Here is a 15,792-nt window from a genome sequence, read left to right as displayed (position 1 = left end):
CGCTGATCCTCGGTAAGTGAACTTCGTGCACGCATACAAAACTCCCCGGTAGTCGGAACTGAATTACTCAGTCCAACTTCCGGGGAGCTGTGCAACAACGTCTGAACGCGTGAATGTCGCATTGATCCCAACCGGGGGGGCGAACTGTGGACCTGGACGGCTGGCGGCTGCTGCTAAGCCCGAAAGTTGTTGCCCCCGAACGAATGAATGGCCCATTCACAACGTCTGAGCCCGTGAATGGGCCATTCATCCCAAAGGGGGGTGAAGCAGGCAGAAGTACTACTGCTTCGCCGACTCCAGTGCCTCGTTGAACGTCGTGGACGGACGCATCACTGCGGCGGTGGCTTCGGGGTCCGGGTAGTAGTAACCACCGATGTCGACCGGGTTGCCCTGTACCGCGTTGAGCTCGCCGACGATCTTCTCTTCGTTTTCCGAGAGCGTCTTCGCGAGTGCGGCGAAGTGCTTGGCCAGCTCGGTGTCCTCGGTCTGCTCGGCCAGTTCCTGTGCCCAGTAGAGGGCGAGGTAGAACTGGCTGCCACGGTTGTCGAGTTCACCGGTCGAGCGCGACGGGCCCTTGCTGTTCTCGAGCAGCTTGCCGGTGGCCGAGTCGAGTGCGTTGGCGAGGATGGTCGCCTTGACGTCACCGGTCTTGGTTCCCAGGTCCTCGAGGCTGACCGCGAGAGCCAGGAATTCACCCAGCGAATCCCAGCGGAGGTGGTTCTCCTCGATGAGCTGCTTGACGTGCTTGGGGGCCGAGCCGCCCGCGCCCGTCTCGTACAGTCCACCGCCGGCCATCAGCGGAACGATGGAGAGCATCTTCGCGCTGGTGCCGAGTTCGAGGATCGGGAACAGGTCGGTGAGGTAGTCACGCAGGATGTTGCCGGTCGCGGAGATGGTGTCGAGCCCGCGGATGAGACGTTCCATCGTGTAGCGGATCGCCCGAACCTGCGACATGATCTGAATGTCGAGGCCCTCGGTCTCGTGATCCTTCAGGTACTTGCGCACCTTGCCGATCAGCTCGTTCTCGTGCGGGCGGTACGGGTCGAGCCAGAAGACGACGGGCATTCCGGACTCACGGGTGCGTCGCACTGCCAGGGCAACCCAGTCGCGGATCGGCGCATCCTTGACGATGCACAGACGCCAGATGTCACCCTCTTCGACGTCCTGCGTCAGCAGAACCTCGCCCGTCGCCAGGTCGGTGATGTTCGCGACGCCCCCGGCGGGGACCTCGAACGTCTTGTCGTGCGAGCCGTACTCCTCGGCCTTCTGTGCCATCAGGCCGACGTTGGGAACGGTGCCCATCGTCGTCGGATCGAACTGTCCGTTGGTCTTACAGAAGTTGATCATTTCCTGGTAGATGCGGAAGAAGGTCGACTCCGGGCTGACTGCCTTGGTGTCCTTCGGCCGACCGTCCGCGCCCCACATCTTGCCGCCGCTGCGGATCATCGCAGGCATCGACGCGTCGACGATGACGTCGCTGGGCGAATGGAAGTTCGAGATTCCGCGTGCGGAGTCGACCATCGCCAGCTCCGGACGAGTCTCGTGGCACTTGTGCAGGTCGTCGATGATCTCCTCGCGCTGCGCGCTGGGGAGTGCCTCGATCTTGCTGTAGAGGTCCGAGAGGCCGTTGTTGACGTTGACGCCGAGCTCCTCGAACAGGTCGCCGTGCTTGGCGAACGCGTCCTTGTAGAAGACCTTGACGGCGTGACCGAAGACGATGGGGTGCGAGACCCGCATCATCGTGGCCTTGACGTGCAGGGAGAACATGATGCCCGTCTTGTAGGCGTCCTCCATCTGCTCCTCGTAGAACTCGATGAGCGCCTTCTTGCTCATGAACATGCTGTCGATGACGTCGCCGTCGGTGAGCGACACCTTCTCCTTGAGGACGATGGTCTCGCCGCCCTCGGTCAGCAGCTCCATCTTGACCTCGCGGTCGCCCTCGACGGTCATCGACTTCTCGCCGTGGTAGAAGTCGCCGTGGCGCATGTGCGCAACGTGGGTGCGCGACGCCGGCGACCATTCACCCATGCTGTGCGGGTGCTTGCGCGCGAATTCCTTGACGGCCTTGGGCGCGCGGCGATCCGAATTGCCCTCGCGCAGAACGGGGTTGACCGCACTGCCGAGGCACTTGGTGTAACGGTCGCGGATTTCGCGCTCTTCGTCGGTCTTCGGGTTGCCGGGGAAGTCGGGGATCGCGTAGCCCTTGTCCTGCAGTTCCTTGATCGCGGTCAGCAACTGCGGAACGGAGGCACTGATGTTGGGAAGCTTGATGATGTTGGTGTCGGGCAGCTGCGTCAGCTTGCCCAGCTCGGCGAGGTTGTCGGTCACTCGCTGGTCTTCGTTGAGGTAATCGGGGAACTCGGCGAGGATGCGGTTCGCAACCGAGATGTCACTGGAGTCGACGTCGATGCCGGCCGCGCTGGCGAAAGAACGTATGACCGGCAGAAACGCGTGAGTCGCCAGCATCGGCGCCTCATCGGTCAGGGTATAGATGATGGTCGGCTTCTTCGCTGTCATGTTTCGCCTTTGCCTCAGTTTCGACGTCGTCTTTTGGATGCGTTCGTCCTCAACTTTAATCTTCGTTCTCGCCGCTGTGGGGGGCAGTGGGGTATCACTCCATCTGCGTATCCAAGTTACCGACCAGTAGGGCGCTCAATGGATTTCGAGACCGTGTCCCGTCCCGCCTCTGACCACCGTCGGGCCATCCGATTTGCCCGATTAGGAACAAAATCGGCCCCGCCGTCCGTTGAACCGAGCATGACGACCTACAAGACTGTCAATCCAGCCGACGGCACAACCGTCAAGGAATTCGAAACTCTCGACTCGGCCGGCATCGAGCGCGCCCTCGCGGATGCGCACGCCGGTTTCCAGACGTGGCGCAAGACCTCACCCGAGCATCGCGCAGACATCCTGCACAAGGTCGCCGACCTTTATGTCGAGCGCGCCGACGAACTGGCCCGCACCATCTCGCTCGAGATGGGCAAGCCTCTGACCGAGTCTCAGGGCGAGGTCGAACTGTCCTCGAACATCTACCGTTACTACGCCGACAACGGCCCACGCTTGCTCGAGGACGAGACACTCGACGTGCCCGGAGCGGAAATCAGTGTGCTGCAGCGCAAGCCCGTGGGCGCGCTCGTCGGCGTCATGCCGTGGAACTTCCCGTACTACCAGGTAGCCCGATTCGCCGGCCCGAACCTGATGGTGGGCAACACGATTCTGCTCAAGCATGCACCGAACTGCCCGCAATCGGCATTGCTGATGGAAGAGATCTTCCGGCAGGCCGGGTTGCCCGAAGACGCGTACATCAACATCTTCGCGACCAACGAGCAGATCGCCGACATGATCGCCGACGCCCGCGTGCAGGGTGTCTCGCTCACCGGAAGTGAGCGGGCCGGAACGTCCGTCGCCGAGACGGCCGGGCGCAACCTCAAGAAGGTCGTGCTCGAGCTCGGCGGTTCGGATGTGTTCATCCTGCTCGACTCCGCGGACATGGACGCCACCGTCGAATCCGCAACCCGTGCGCGCCTGTCCAACGCAGGCCAGGCCTGTAATGCCGCCAAGCGCATACTCGTCGCCGAGGACGTCTACGACGAATTCGTCGCCAAACTGGTCACCTCCTTCGAGGCTGTGCAAACCGGCGATCCATTGGATGCCAACACCACCCTCGGTCCCCTGTCGTCGCAGACCGCTGCCGACACGTTGATCGAGCAGATCGACGACGCGGTGTCCAAGGGCGCGACACTGCTCACCGGCGGTAAGAAGATCGACGGACCGGGCGCGTACGTGCAGCCGACCCTACTGACGGATGTGACGCCGGACATGCGGGCCTACACCGAGGAACTGTTCGGCCCCGCAGGCGTCATCTACAAGATCCAAAACGCCGACGAGGCAATCGAATTGGCGAACTCCTCCCCCTACGGACTGAGCGGGTCGGTGTGGAGCGCAGACCTCGACAAGGCCCGGGACGTAGCAGAACGCCTCGAGGTGGGCATGGCCTTCGTCAACGAACACGGCACCACATTGCCCGGCCTGCCGTTCGGCGGTGTGAAGCGCTCCGGCGTCGGCCGCGAGCTGGGACCGTGGGGCATGGACGAATTCGTGAACAAGAAACTGGTCCGAGTCTCCGCAAAGTAGCCGTACTCGCCGATGCTCCCCGGGCAGTTGCCCGGGGAGCATCGCGCTGCTGCGGTCATACTGTGTGGATGATCGTCGAACACGCCCTGCTGCATGTCATCCCCCACCGAACCGACGAGTTCGAAACCGCGTTCGCCGACGCGAAATCGATCATCGCGTCGATGCCGGGGTTCGTGAATCTGACCCTCTCGCAGGGCTTCGAGCAACCGAACACCTACCTGCTGTTGGTGGAGTGGGAACGACTCGAAGACCACACCGACGGCTTTCGTGGTTCCGACGAGTATCAGCAGTGGAAGGCGCTACTGCATCACTTCTACGATCCGTTCCCCGTCGTCGAGCATTTTGCTCCGATGTACGAGGCGTGAGAGTTAGGTTCGTGTCTCGACCCTCTCGCCGCACCAAGGAGATTTTCGTGGCCAACGCTTCGTCGTTCGTATCCAAGCAGGACGACCTCGAGATCAGCACCTACACCTGGGCGACGTCCGCCGATCCTGCTCGCGGTGTCGTACAGATCGCACACGGGCTCGCCGAGCACGGCAGTCGCTACGCACGCTTCGCTGCCGCCCTGAACGACGCCGGCTTCCACGTCGTCGCGTCGGATCACCGCGGCCACGGCCAGTCGATCGTGGACACCCCCGGCGATTTCGGGGCCGCCGCATTCGCCGGCCTGTGGGCAGACATCGAGCAACTGGGCGAATCACTGCTGACCGAGTACCCCGACCTGCCTCTGTTCTTGTTCGCTCATTCCATGGGATCCTTTGCCACCCAGCATGTTCTGATCGAGCGATCGGATCTGTACGAGGGCGTGGTGCTGTCGGGTTCGACGACACTCGACGTGCTCGCCGCAGGAATGGCCGACGCCCCGGCGGGCGACCTGAGCGTGTTCAACGCCGCCTTCGAGCACCGCACCGGCTACGAATGGCTCTCGCGTGACGAGGCCGAGGTGGACGCCTACGTGGCAGATCCACTGTGCGGCTTTGATCTTCCGGAGTCGACGGTGCCCGCGCTGTTCGGTGAGGCCGAGAAGCTCGCCGATCCCCACAACCTGGAGCAGATCCGCTCGGACCTCCCCCTGCTCATCACGTCGGGAACGGACGACCCACTCGCCGGCGGCGGCCAGTTGATCGAGACACTGGCGTCCCGCTACCGCGCGGCCGGCATGAGCGATGTAACCGTCACGCTCTACCCCGGTGCCCGCCACGAAATCCTCAACGAAACCAACCGCGACGAGGTCACCGCCGACATCATCGGCTGGCTCACCGAGCGCGCCGGGTAAGACTTACCGCCGTCGAAGCTGCACGGGCTGCCCATCCTCGGGGAAGGGCAGCGACGTGAAGTTCAGCGGTGCAACGTAATCGGGGTCGACCGTCCAGTCGAACCGCAGCAACAGGTGATGCATGATCGTCTTGATCTCTGCCCCGGCGAAGAACATGCCGATGCATTTGTGGACGCCGCCGCCGAACGGCTCCCACGCATAGCGGTGCACCTTGTCCTCGCGGCGATCGGCCGCGAACCGCCCGGGATCGAATTGCTCGGGGTTGGGCCAGTACTGCTCCATGTGATGCGTGAAGTGCGGCGCGACAGAGGCATACGTTCCCGCGGGCACGAACTTGCCTTGCACCTCGGTGTCCTTCACGGCGCGGCGGGCCACTACAGGTGTGGGCGAGACCAGGCGCAAGCACTCCTTCATGACCAGATCGACGTTGGTCAGCTCGTCGAGTTGCGCGAACGAGGGAGCATCGGTGCCCAGCGCCTCGCATTCGGCCCGGCACTTGTCTTGCCACTCCGGATGCTGGCCGAGGTACTGCATCATCGTCGACAGCGTGATCGTCGACGTGTCGTGCGCAGCCATGAGCAGGAAGATCATGTGGTCGATCACTTCGTCGTCGGAGAAGTGCTCTCCGTCGTCACCCTCGATGTGGCACAACACCGAGAAGAGGTCGTCGGTCTCGGTGGCTCGACGAGCCGGGAGGTAGCGGCGGAAGAACTGGTCGAGCACCGCTCGGCCGTCCAGACCCCGCTTCCACCGCGTGCCCGGAACGCGGTAGCGCACGATCGACGTGGCAGCCTGCACGCAGGCGATGAAACTCGCATTGAGCTCCGCAATGTCGGCGTGCGTCGTTCCCTCCGCACCGCCCATGAAGATGCTCGTCGCGACGTCGAGCGTCAGCTCTTTGAGCGCCGGATAGACCTGGAAGTCGCGGCCCGGCTGCCACGCGTCCAAACCTGTTGCCGTGACGGGATTCAACGCTGCGACGGACTTGGTCAGCCGGTCGCGAGTGAAGGCCTGCTGCATGATTCGTCGATGACGTAGATGCTCCTCGGAGTCGAGCAGCATCAGCCCGCCGTGAAAGAACGGCCCGATCAACAGCGACCAGCCGTCACCGTTGGCGAACGCCTTGTCCGCGTTCTGCAGCACTTGCTGACACGCATCGGGACCGAGAACGGTGATCCACTTCTGCCCGGCCATCGTCATCCACGAGACCTCGCCATACTTGTCCCACCGACTACCGAGCAGCTTCAGAGGGTCTCGAATGTACTCGAGCGTGTGCCCGACGACGGGAAGACCGCCGTCGCCGAACACCGGTTGGAGAGCTGAATCTGCGGGTGGAGCAGCCAGAGCACGTGCCATTATCGACCTCCGTCAATCTGACATGACGTCATGTCAGATGAGATGTAGTCTGCGTCACAGTCACGGTCTCTGTCAAGATCTACCCATGCCCCCTACGACGCGTCGCTACAACGGCATGAGCGCCGACGACCGCGCGGCCGACCGCCGAGCGAGATTGCTCGACGCCGGCCTCGAGGTATTCGCGGCAGCCGGAGCGAAGGGTGCGACCATGACCGCGATCTGCGCACACGCCAAGCTCACCGAGCGCTACTTCTACCAAAACTTCACCAGCAGAGACGACTTGCTCGAGCAGGTCGTGGAATCGGTGTCCGCCGAGATACGGACCGCAGCGCTGGATGCACTGCACTCCCCCGCCCGGACCGTCGACGAGAAGGTACACAACGCGGTGACCGCGTTCGTCGGCGTCCTGACCGAGGACCGCCGCAAGGGCCGGGTCGCGATGATCGAATCGCTGGCCGTCGACTCCCTCCGCGAATACCGACGAAAGTCATTGCGCGGCTTCGCCCATCTGGTGGCCGAACAGTCGCGCGAACTCTACGGCGAGAAGGCTTGGCCGCAACCACAGTCGGAGATCAACGGACTGCTGTTCATCGGCGGATTGGCCGAACTCGTGATCGCCTGGCTGAACGACGAAATCGACATCGCACCTGCAGACATCGTCGACGCCGCAACACGTCACTTCATCGCAACCGCGCACCGCTGAGGTGCGCTACGCGCAGTGGCGTGATTATTTGCCCGCAGAGGCACTTACCCGCACCACTGCGCCGCAGGCGCACTCCTACCGGTCGAAGTGCGCCTTCGAGATCTGCCCGTGCACGCCGACGGTCTTGTCGACCACCTGCGAGACGGTGAAGTTCGCGGCTGCGGACACGTACGCGTACGCCGTCGCTCGGTCCATGCCGAGGTCCGTCTCCAAGAAGTCCAGAGCATTGACCACCGCGCGGCGCATCGCCGCGTTCAGGTCCGAACTCTGGCCGCCGACGGCCCCGTCCGGATCTGATAGGCCGATCGGAATCCACGAGTCCTCGTTCTCGGCAAAGGGATACGAGTACGCGACGGACGGCGCGTCACCGCTGCCGGGCTTGCAGACCGTAAGCCGGAAGGTGCCGCGCAGAGACCCCTCCATCGCAGTCAGGGCCACCTCACCGTCACCCATCGCCATGTGCGGATCGCCGACGTAGAACAGCGCGCCCTCCGCGAACACGGGAAGGTAGAACGTCGAGCCGACGCCGAGCAGACCGACGTCGATGTTGCCACCGCCGAGCGTCGGGGGAATCGAGTTGGCATTCGGGGATGTCAGACCGGGGTCGCTCGCGAACGCCACGCCCATCATGCCCATGAACGGACGCAGCGGAAAGCGCACGGCCGCATCGCCGTACCTCATCACGCCCTGCCCGTCCTCGACGGCCGTGAACGTGGACACGTTGCCGTACTGCGTCGGGTCACCCGATTTCCTGCCGTCGCTTCCGATCGGCGGCATCACCTCGTCCAGGCTGATGCCCGCCGGTGCCTCACCGGACGCCGTAACTGCCAGAGAGCCCTTGCCGTGCCTGCTCGACACCACGCCGTACGGCACCCGCGGAACGGCCTCCAGAGTTTCGATCTTGAGCACATCGCCGCGCTGCGCACCTTCGACAAACACCGGGCCCGTCACCACGTGCGGTCCGTCGACGTCGAAGTTGCGAACCGTTCGGTCGTACCCGCCTGCGATGTCGATCGCGTCCTGAAGAACATCGGACTGGGAAACACCTTTGCCGCCGAAGAATTCGACGGGATCGCGGCCCTGGTCTTCGAGGATTCCCTCATGGCTGAGCGCGTCGATGGTCACCGTCTCGCCGGACTTCATCTGCAGCACCGATTCGGACTCGACCGTCGGGACGTACCCCCACAGGACCTTGTCGACCTCCGAGCTCAGGTAGTGATCGCCGGAGATGTCACCGGCTCCCGGCTGAAGAATGCCGACCGGTGCCGGAGCCGATGAACTCGCGGCGGCAGTGGTCGTCGAGGTCGTCGAACACGCAGCTGTAGTTGCCAAACCAGCCCCTGCGCTCATCGCTGCCACCGCCCGAATGAAGCCGCGTCGGCCGATTCCTTTGCTGATAGTTTCCGCTGCGTGCTCTGCCATCGACTGCGCCATACTGCCTCCTGAATTGTCCGAATCTCGAACGTAGATCAGGGGTGTTTCTCAGCAGTTACGAACGCGCGTCACGCGAATTGCTCAGCGACTCAACTGGGGTCGCTGCCGGCGATCGCCGACCACCAGATCGCGGTGACAGCTGCCAACAGACTCACCGCCAGAAATTGTGCAAAGCCCCCACCGTCGACGATCAACCACAGCAGCCCGATGAACGGGCCGGCCACCGCTGCGGGGGCGTCGAGCATGATCCGACGACGCAGCGAACCGAATCTGGCGCTGCGCCTGCGCAGATCGGCGTCGTTGAGGCGCGGGGCATCGAGAGGTGTTCCCGGCGGTAAGGTCGATCGCCGCCGACCGGAGGGCAACGCAACGATCCCCGGTTCGACGACGATAGCGCGGTGAAGGAAATTCGTAGTTCGACGAATAGGCGGTGCTCGCACGCGTCGGTAGATTCAGTGCCATGCCGACAGATTCCACACCCGACGGATTCGCCCTCGAACGCTTCGACGTCACCGATTCCGGGGCCATCGCCACGATCTTCGCCGCCAAGGACCTCCGAAACGGACTCTACGTTCTGCATTTCGCAGACAACGCGGCCTTCGTGGGCTACTCCGATTCACTCGCGGCCCGAGTGAATGCCGACCGCGAGATATGGCCCGACATCGAGGCCCTCGAGGTTGCACCCGGTGCCGCAGATCGTCTGGAGCAGCTCACCGATCTCGTGTCCCAGCTCCACCCACTGCGACAACGCCCGTCGGAGCCCACCGCGATCGGCGAAGCTCCGGGAGTGAAGACGGCACTGCCCAAAGAACGAGCCAAGCGCACGACGCTCCTCGACGCGGCCGTGGGACGCAGTCGTCGCCAGTTCTGGGAACTGTCCGACCACATCGCGTACCCCGCCATCCGAAGCATCGTGGCCGACTACATCAACTCGTCGATCCCCGACCCGGCCAACACCGCGAAATACCTGTGGCAGACAGCCGCTCTGTCCGACGTACAGGACGACAGCGGTCCGCGACGATTGCTGACGCTGACGTGCGGCGGCTTCGAGACCCTGCGAGTCGACGAAATCGTGCACGACGACGACACGATCGAACTCGACCTGCGCATCAACACCAACGTTCCGCGCGACCGGACCGACGAGCAGCTCGAGGTCTCCAACGAAACCGTCAGCGCCGGACGTGGGCCGTACCGAGACGAACGGGTGTGGTCGTGGTCGATCGACCTCGGCGCGTTGCTGGAAGAAGACGTGGATGTCGATCTCGGCATCGACGACGACACGTTCGACGATCTCGCGTACGGCCTCAACGCGCGGCTGATGCGGTCCGGAAACTCAACGGGCGCAGCGGCACACAACAACGATCTCGCGGCCGACCTACTCGCCGAGGCGTACCGGCAGCTGTTCGAGGCCGAGTGACCGACCGCCTCTGGTACGTCGCGTATGGCTCGAACCTGTTGCGAGAGAGGTTCTCCGTCTACCTGACGGGCTCCGAGGACGGCTCGGAGTTCGGGGCACATCCACCGGCGCCCTCGTCGGCAGCGGTCGAGGCCGAACGCTGGTTGTGGATCGATCACGCCCTGCACTTCGCAGGCGTGTCCCGACGGTGGACCGGGGCGTCGGCCTTCGTGTCACTGACGACCGATCCCGCCGAACCGTCACTGGCGCACGGATACCTGATCGAAAGTGTGCAGTTGGCGCACGTCGCCTCGGTGGAGAACGTGGTCGATTCCGTCGATATCTCGGCTGTGGAATCACTGAGCATCGGCGAGTGGGCCGCACTCGACATCGACCGCCGAGGTAAAGCATACCGAGGGAAATACGATGCGCTGCTCCGGCTTCCGGACATCGACGGACTGCCCGCGTTCACACTGACGAGTTCGATCGTGCGGGAGCACGGCGAACCGTCGAGCAAGTATCTCTCGACGATCCGGCGTGGACTACTGTCCGCAGAAATCGACATGGACGTCGACGCCTACCTCGACGCCGCCGCCGGACGCGTCACTTCAACGCGTCGAGGTTCGTCTTCAGAAGCATGACGTTGTAATCGGACCACCGAGAAGCCGTGAAGTACAGGTCTTTTCCGCTCGACATCGGGTGAATGAACGGCGCGTAGATGCCGCCTGCCGTCTGGTTGGCGTCGAGAATCGTCCTCGGTTCGCTCCACGGTCCCTCCGGGTTTTCCGCCGTGCGCGCCACCAACGTCCGGTTGTTCTCGTTGCCGTACATCATGACGTACCGGCCGAGGTAGTCGTTCCACGCCACCGACATCTCGCTGACCGGGCCCTTCACCACGGCCACGGTGTCGCCGACGTTCTTGGACCATTGCTTGGCCGGATCGGGATCTTGCGTCGAATACTCGTACGCGTCGAGATTCTCGATCTGATCGGGCGCGACTCTGGAGACGAACGCGTCGCCGAATCGTCCGTTGGGAGTACCGAACTGGTACAGGTACTGACCGTCTTGTCCCAGAACATAGGCGCTCTGCTGAAACTTGCCCTGGCTTTCGTGGACGTTGGTGAAGCCCGGGATCGTGACACCCTTGTTGACGCGGATCGTCTTGGGATCCGTCGTCCAATTCTGGCCGTTGTCGGTCGATTTGGCCGTCGCCGAGTAGTTCGTTATCCAGCGACCGGGTGTGCCCCAGCTCTGCACCGACATGTAGTTGATGTACTGGGTGTTGCCGATCGCGATAGCCGCCGTGGGGATGGTCGTGTCCTCGACGCTCGGTAGCTTCGCGCTCGAGATGATCTCGGCGGCGTAACGCGGATTGTTCGCTCTGACAACCGCACCCGAGGTGGTGTTCGCCGGGTCGGCCGGACCGATCGTGATGCCCTGCGACAGGTTCGTCGACGCCTTGTCCGAGCGGAAGAGTGCATTGCTGCGCCACTGGGCATTGCCGGAGGAGCAATCACCGAACGTGTCACCGAACGCCATCAAGATCTGGCCCGCACCGTTGTCCCAGGTGATACCGAGGTCGGTTCCGGACATCGCCAGGTTGTCGTAGGTGTCGTTCACGCTCTGCGGACCGGTGACCCAGGCGATGCTCTGGGTGTTCCCGGTGATGCGCGGCAGAGGCCCCTGCGGTCCCTGCGGGTTCTTGCCCGACATTCCCGCGCTGCCCGACGAACCGAACAGCGGTGAGGAGCCCGGCCCACCCAGACCGCCGCACGGTTCTGCAGAGACGGTCGGCGCAGTCAATGCGCTCAGCCCGCTCACTGCCAATGCCAGGACAGCCCCGACAGCAATATGCCGACTACGTAAGCGCATGAACGAACCCACCGTTCCCCTTGTGAAGCACGATACGGATGTGACTGATGGGACGAGTGTTACGCAAATACACTTAGGTCGCAACAATTAGTTCGTGTCGATGCTTGACAAATCGAACGCTATGGGAATGACACCAATGTGATTACTGCGCGATCAGGCGGGCATGCGCGGTGTCGAGCAAGAGCAGAGCCGCTCCCTGCACGACGACCGCGGTTCCGTGACCGATCGCCTGGTCAGCGGTGATTCGGCGGCCGAAGCTGGGCTTCCGGACGGCGATGTGAGCACCGGCCGCGACGTAGAGCACGTCGAGCCCGGCATTGATCCACAGCAACTTGCTCAAACTCTTCGACGTCGGGACCGAGGAGTTGAGCGCTCCCGACCCGGCGATCGCCACATCGATCGCACCCCAACCCGCGGTCTGCTGGCCGAATGCACGACGGGCAGGAGACGAGCCGCGCACCGCCAACACCGTTCCGGCAAGCACACTCACACCGCCCCACACGGCGAGACGCCGACCGAGTAGTTGGGCGACGGCGGGAGCTTCCATTCGAGTCATCGCTCCAGTGTGCCGGGCTCGAACCCGAAGGCGACCCGTAACGCGCGGTCCGTTGCTGCCGATCACCGAGCACCGGGTATTCGTGCTCGAAACGAACGGAGTCACCATGCTGAAGAAGATCCTCGCCGGCGCTGCACTGACGATCGGCGTGGCGGTGCTCGCCGCACCGACGGCATCCGCTGCGCCCGACGACAACCCGTTCGGCCCCAAGGACTCCACATCGAGCTTCGTCAACGCATTCGACCCCGCGGCCTACGGCAGCGCGAGCGAGAAGTCGCTGATCATCAGCCCGTTCGGGACCACACGACAAATCGACTGTTCCTCGTTCCATGCCCGCACCTGGTGCACTCAGAACGGCCACGCGCTCACCGACATCCGCATTCCGGCCGGATCGTCGGAATGGGATTACCGGATGCTCTACGTGTACAACCCGTTCTAACCGTCGGATAAGGCGCAGCCGCGATTACAGCCCGAGCGGATGCGCGTCGGCCCCGGGCAACCAACTGTTGCCCGGCCCGACCCACCCCCTCTCCTTGATCATCTTCTTCGCCGCACGTCGATGGCGGCCGAGCAGGCGGTCGAGGTAGAGGAGCCCGGCCAGATGGTCGGACTCGTGCTGCAAACACCGCGCCAGATAACCCGTGCCTTCCACCGTCACCGGGTTGTTCTCCACATCGACACCTGTCACACGAGCCCAGTGGGCACGCCCGGTCGGAAACAGCTCCCCCGGCACGGACAGACATCCCTCGGTGTCTTCCGGGTCGGGCATCGTCTCCGGAATTCCAGAGGTCTCGAGCACCGGGTTGATCACGTGTCCGCGGTGACGGACCCCACCGTCCCGCAGGTCGTAGACGAAGACCGAACGTGGGTCGCCGATTTGGTTAGCCGCCAGACCCGCACCGGGTGCAGCCGTATTGGTCTCGAACATGTCCTCGACCAGCGCTGCGAGCTCGTCGTCGAACACCGTCACGCGAGTTGCCGGAGTTGTCAGCCGGGGATCACCGGCAACCAGGATCGCTCGAATCGCCATGAGATGAGGATAGTTTCGCTCCGAGAGCGGCGGAGCCCTGGGCAACGAGGTTACTGTCGATCTGTGGCCCACTCCCGTCGTACCTCCGCCGCGCACCCCGCAGACAAGGTGTGCGCGTCGTGCGGTCGGCGGATCGAGTGGCGCAAGAAATGGGAGAAGAACTGGGATGACGTCAAGTACTGCAGCGACACCTGCCGGCGGCGCAAAGTGAGTGCAACCGACAAGGAACTCGAAGACAAAATCCGATCCTTGCTCGGCGCCCGATCACGCGACGCGACGATCTGCCCCTCGGACGTCGCACGAGCCCTGTCCGACGACGCCTGGCGCGACTTGATGGAGCCCGTTCGCCGCGCGGCCCGACGTATGGTCGACGCCGGCGAAGTCGAGATCACACAGAAGGGGTCGGTCATAGATCCCTCGACCGCAAAAGGACCGATCCGGATCCGTTGGAAGCGTTGACGGAAACCTGTCGGTGGGTGGGTATAGCTTTCGTGGTGTGAAGACATGGGGGGATGTGTTCGGGCTCGGAGACCAGGAGTTGGTCTCCGAGCTTGCTGACGTGGCTTCACTCGAAAACGCTCTCGCAGCAAAGAGATTGACGTTGCTCGCCGAGATCGACCGCCGCGGCTTGGCGATGAAACTCGGGCACTCGTCCGTCACCCGCTGGTACGCGAAGTCGGTGCGCATCACGGACGGATCCGCCGCCCGCCAGAACGCACTGGGCTACTGGCTGTTCGATCACCCCACCGTGCTCGACGCCCTCGCTGATGGCCGCATCCATGCCGCGCACGCCGCCGCCATCGCCGAGGGATACGACGTCGTCCTGGTGGCCGACCCGACGTTGGATCAGGTACGCCGCGACGGAATTGTCGACGAATTGCTCGACACCGCGATGCGCAACACCGCCGGCCAAGTGACCTCCCGCGCGCACGCTTTGGCGCATGCGGCCGCGGACGACGCCCGGGCACGACACGCGAAAGCCGAGAAACAACGCCGAGAGCAGGAACAGCGGGAACAGGAGCGTCGCGCCGCCGACACCGCCACGTCCTCCGACCGACACGGCGACCCGACACCGGATCCGGAACCGCCTGCGCCCAAGCCTGTTCCGCTGCCGCCTGCACCGCGACCGGTGTCGGAGAACTCGGCACTGAACCGATTCGACCTGCACCCTCTCGCCAACGGCCGCTTTCAGTTCGGTGGCGACATGGACCGGTTGCTCGCCGAGAAGCTTCTCACCGCTCTGTCGCCGTTGACGGCACCTCGGCCGGGGCCCGGCGGGGAGCGCGACCCGCGGAGTGCGTCGAAGCGCCGGGCCGATGCGCTCGATCAGATCCTCGACCGACACCTCCGCGGCAGCACTCGTGGGTCGGCGGGCGGGTCGCGGGCGTCGGTGCACCTGATCGTTGCCCTGCGGGACTTGCTCGCTCACGGTGGCAACAAGCAAACGGGTAGCACTGCAACGGATTCGGTCGACACGGGTTCGGTCGCGGGGAGCTCCTCGAACGGCGGCGACAGCAACGGCTCGCGTCCGGATGGAGTGGCCCGAGGGGATATCGCTGCTCGCGGCGATGCGACATCCGGATGTGGTGGTGCCGGGCAGAAGTCTGCGTCCGACCCGGGCGACGCTGGTTCTCGCGACGCCACCGCGGCCGGCCGTGGCGGTGACAGTAACGGCGGGCAGAAGTCTGCGCCCGAGCCGGGCGACGCGGACTGGCCGTTCCACCTCGACTGGACCGGCCCCATCAGCCGCTTCCTCGCCGAGCTGGTCACCTGCGACGCCGACCTGACCCCGGTCATCGTCGACCACCACGGCGTACCACTCGCGCTCGGACGAACCACCAGACTCGCCAGCGACGACCAACGCATCGCCCTGACCATTCGCGACACCTGCTGCGTCATGTGCGGCCGCCCAGCCCAGTGGTGCCAAGCCCACCACATCACAATGCCGTTAAGTTACGCCGATACGATAACGCGACACGCGGTGTAGATGTACTTTTAAAGTTGCGGTTTTCGTAGAATTAACTGGTGGACGAAA

16 protein-coding genes and 1 pseudogene are annotated in these 15,792 nt (G+C 63.8%); 10 read left to right on the top strand and 7 right to left on the bottom strand.

Annotated features, from left to right (window positions below; genetic code table 11):
* Positions 1-279: 279 nt before the first annotated feature.
* Complete coding sequence (locus AB0O58_RS26310; protein ID WP_283551060.1) at positions 280-2,517, bottom strand: NADP-dependent isocitrate dehydrogenase; 2,238 nt, start codon at positions 2,515-2,517, stop codon at positions 280-282.
* Positions 2,518-2,757: 240 nt separating this feature from the next.
* Here AB0O58_RS26310 and AB0O58_RS26305 point away from each other — a divergent pair, with 240 nt between their 5' ends.
* The 3 genes from AB0O58_RS26305 (at position 2,758) to AB0O58_RS26295 (ending at position 5,410) form a co-directional block, all read left to right on the top strand.
* Positions 2,758-4,134 carry an NAD-dependent succinate-semialdehyde dehydrogenase gene (locus tag AB0O58_RS26305; RefSeq protein ID WP_048320080.1) on the top strand — a complete coding sequence of 459 codons (1,377 nt, stop codon included), beginning with the start codon at positions 2,758-2,760 and terminating at the stop codon, positions 4,132-4,134.
* A gap of 68 nt (positions 4,135-4,202) precedes the next feature.
* On the top strand, positions 4,203-4,499 hold the full coding sequence (locus AB0O58_RS26300) for an antibiotic biosynthesis monooxygenase (protein ID WP_283551058.1): 297 nt from the start codon (positions 4,203-4,205) through the stop codon (positions 4,497-4,499).
* 47 nt (positions 4,500-4,546) lie between these two features.
* Entirely contained in the window at positions 4,547-5,410 is an 864-nt protein-coding gene (locus AB0O58_RS26295) for an alpha/beta hydrolase (RefSeq protein ID WP_366239015.1), read from the top strand.
* 3 nt (positions 5,411-5,413) lie between these two features.
* On the opposite strand, the gene AB0O58_RS26290 is transcribed toward AB0O58_RS26295, so the two are convergent.
* Positions 5,414-6,766 carry a cytochrome P450 gene (locus tag AB0O58_RS26290; protein ID WP_366239014.1) on the bottom strand — a complete coding sequence of 451 codons (1,353 nt, stop codon included), beginning with the start codon at positions 6,764-6,766 and terminating at the stop codon, positions 5,414-5,416.
* 85 nt (positions 6,767-6,851) lie between these two features.
* On the opposite strand from AB0O58_RS26290, the gene AB0O58_RS26285 reads away from it, so the two are divergent.
* Positions 6,852-7,469, top strand: coding sequence for a TetR/AcrR family transcriptional regulator (locus tag AB0O58_RS26285; RefSeq protein ID WP_179274414.1), 618 nt, complete (start codon positions 6,852-6,854; stop codon positions 7,467-7,469).
* Positions 7,470-7,544: 75 nt separating this feature from the next.
* Here the strand turns inward: AB0O58_RS26285 and AB0O58_RS26280 are convergent, their stop codons facing one another.
* Both AB0O58_RS26280 and AB0O58_RS26275 read right to left on the bottom strand, forming a co-directional pair.
* Positions 7,545-8,903 carry an acetamidase/formamidase family protein gene (locus tag AB0O58_RS26280; protein ID WP_288123463.1) on the bottom strand — a complete coding sequence of 453 codons (1,359 nt, stop codon included), beginning with the start codon at positions 8,901-8,903 and terminating at the stop codon, positions 7,545-7,547.
* An 89-nt stretch (positions 8,904-8,992) separates the two neighbouring features.
* Positions 8,993-9,343, bottom strand: a complete 351-nt coding sequence (locus AB0O58_RS26275) for a hypothetical protein (RefSeq protein ID WP_052061209.1) — start codon at positions 9,341-9,343, stop codon at positions 8,993-8,995.
* Between the two features lie 20 nt (positions 9,344-9,363).
* On the opposite strand from AB0O58_RS26275, the gene AB0O58_RS26270 reads away from it, so the two are divergent.
* A complete protein-coding gene (locus tag AB0O58_RS26270; protein WP_366239013.1) occupies positions 9,364-10,320 on the top strand; it encodes a hypothetical protein in 957 nt (318 codons plus the stop codon).
* Positions 10,317-10,940 (top strand): hypothetical protein, encoded by a 624-nt coding sequence (locus tag AB0O58_RS26265; protein ID WP_206498447.1) that lies wholly within the window; start codon positions 10,317-10,319, stop codon positions 10,938-10,940. The genes AB0O58_RS26270 and AB0O58_RS26265 overlap by 4 nt, the downstream gene beginning before the upstream one ends.
* Here the strand turns inward: AB0O58_RS26265 and AB0O58_RS26260 are convergent.
* Both AB0O58_RS26260 and AB0O58_RS26255 read right to left on the bottom strand, forming a co-directional pair.
* Positions 10,903-12,171: a DUF4185 domain-containing protein gene (locus tag AB0O58_RS26260; RefSeq protein ID WP_032399167.1), complete on the bottom strand. Its 1,269-nt coding sequence runs from the start codon at positions 12,169-12,171 to the stop codon at positions 10,903-10,905. The two genes, AB0O58_RS26265 and AB0O58_RS26260, sit on opposite strands and share 38 nt — an antisense overlap.
* Before the next feature lie 142 nt (positions 12,172-12,313).
* A complete protein-coding gene (locus AB0O58_RS26255) occupies positions 12,314-12,727 on the bottom strand; it encodes a hypothetical protein (RefSeq protein ID WP_205914314.1) in 414 nt (137 codons plus the stop codon).
* A gap of 106 nt (positions 12,728-12,833) precedes the next feature.
* Between AB0O58_RS26255 and AB0O58_RS26250 the strand changes: the two genes are divergently transcribed.
* On the top strand, positions 12,834-13,166 hold the full coding sequence (locus tag AB0O58_RS26250) for a hypothetical protein (protein WP_032375357.1): 333 nt from the start codon (positions 12,834-12,836) through the stop codon (positions 13,164-13,166).
* 24 nt (positions 13,167-13,190) lie between these two features.
* Here AB0O58_RS26250 and AB0O58_RS26245 read toward each other — a convergent pair whose 3' ends face one another.
* Positions 13,191-13,757: a peptide deformylase gene (locus AB0O58_RS26245; protein WP_032375299.1), complete on the bottom strand. Its 567-nt coding sequence runs from the start codon at positions 13,755-13,757 to the stop codon at positions 13,191-13,193.
* A gap of 3 nt (positions 13,758-13,760) precedes the next feature.
* Between AB0O58_RS26245 and AB0O58_RS26240 the strand changes: the two are divergent.
* From AB0O58_RS26240 to AB0O58_RS26230, 3 genes and pseudogenes are all read left to right on the top strand, one after another.
* A pseudogene (locus tag AB0O58_RS26240) lies at positions 13,761-13,949 on the top strand (DUF2256 domain-containing protein); the annotation flags it as partial.
* 15 nt (positions 13,950-13,964) lie between these two features.
* Positions 13,965-14,216 carry a DUF3253 domain-containing protein gene (locus AB0O58_RS26235; protein WP_366239016.1) on the top strand — a complete coding sequence of 84 codons (252 nt, stop codon included), beginning with the start codon at positions 13,965-13,967 and terminating at the stop codon, positions 14,214-14,216.
* Between the two features lie 37 nt (positions 14,217-14,253).
* Positions 14,254-15,744: a DUF222 domain-containing protein gene (locus AB0O58_RS26230; RefSeq protein WP_366239012.1), complete on the top strand. Its 1,491-nt coding sequence runs from the start codon at positions 14,254-14,256 to the stop codon at positions 15,742-15,744.
* Positions 15,745-15,792 lie beyond the last annotated feature (48 nt).

The organism is Rhodococcus sp. NPDC080181 (assembly GCF_040702225.1).
Classification (GTDB): Bacteria; Actinomycetota; Actinomycetes; order Mycobacteriales; family Mycobacteriaceae; genus Rhodococcoides; species Rhodococcoides fascians.
This window is presented reverse-complemented; position numbering and strand designations above follow the sequence as displayed.

Coding starts and splice junctions, on each gene's coding strand:
- AB0O58_RS26255 (WP_205914314.1), bottom strand. CDS start 12,727: ATGACTCGAATGGAAGCTCCCGCCGTCGCCCAACTACTCGGTCGGCGT.
- AB0O58_RS26290 (WP_366239014.1), bottom strand. CDS start 6,766: ATGGCACGTGCTCTGGCTGCTCCACCCGCAGATTCAGCTCTCCAACCG.
- AB0O58_RS26310 (WP_283551060.1), bottom strand. CDS start 2,517: ATGACAGCGAAGAAGCCGACCATCATCTATACCCTGACCGATGAGGCG.
- AB0O58_RS26300 (WP_283551058.1), top strand. CDS start 4,203: ATGATCGTCGAACACGCCCTGCTGCATGTCATCCCCCACCGAACCGAC.
- AB0O58_RS26270 (WP_366239013.1), top strand. CDS start 9,364: ATGCCGACAGATTCCACACCCGACGGATTCGCCCTCGAACGCTTCGAC.
- AB0O58_RS26250 (WP_032375357.1), top strand. CDS start 12,834: ATGCTGAAGAAGATCCTCGCCGGCGCTGCACTGACGATCGGCGTGGCG.
- AB0O58_RS26260 (WP_032399167.1), bottom strand. CDS start 12,171: ATGCGCTTACGTAGTCGGCATATTGCTGTCGGGGCTGTCCTGGCATTG.
- AB0O58_RS26305 (WP_048320080.1), top strand. CDS start 2,758: ATGACGACCTACAAGACTGTCAATCCAGCCGACGGCACAACCGTCAAG.
- AB0O58_RS26285 (WP_179274414.1), top strand. CDS start 6,852: ATGCCCCCTACGACGCGTCGCTACAACGGCATGAGCGCCGACGACCGC.
- AB0O58_RS26245 (WP_032375299.1), bottom strand. CDS start 13,757: ATGGCGATTCGAGCGATCCTGGTTGCCGGTGATCCCCGGCTGACAACT.
- AB0O58_RS26280 (WP_288123463.1), bottom strand. CDS start 8,903: ATGGCGCAGTCGATGGCAGAGCACGCAGCGGAAACTATCAGCAAAGGA.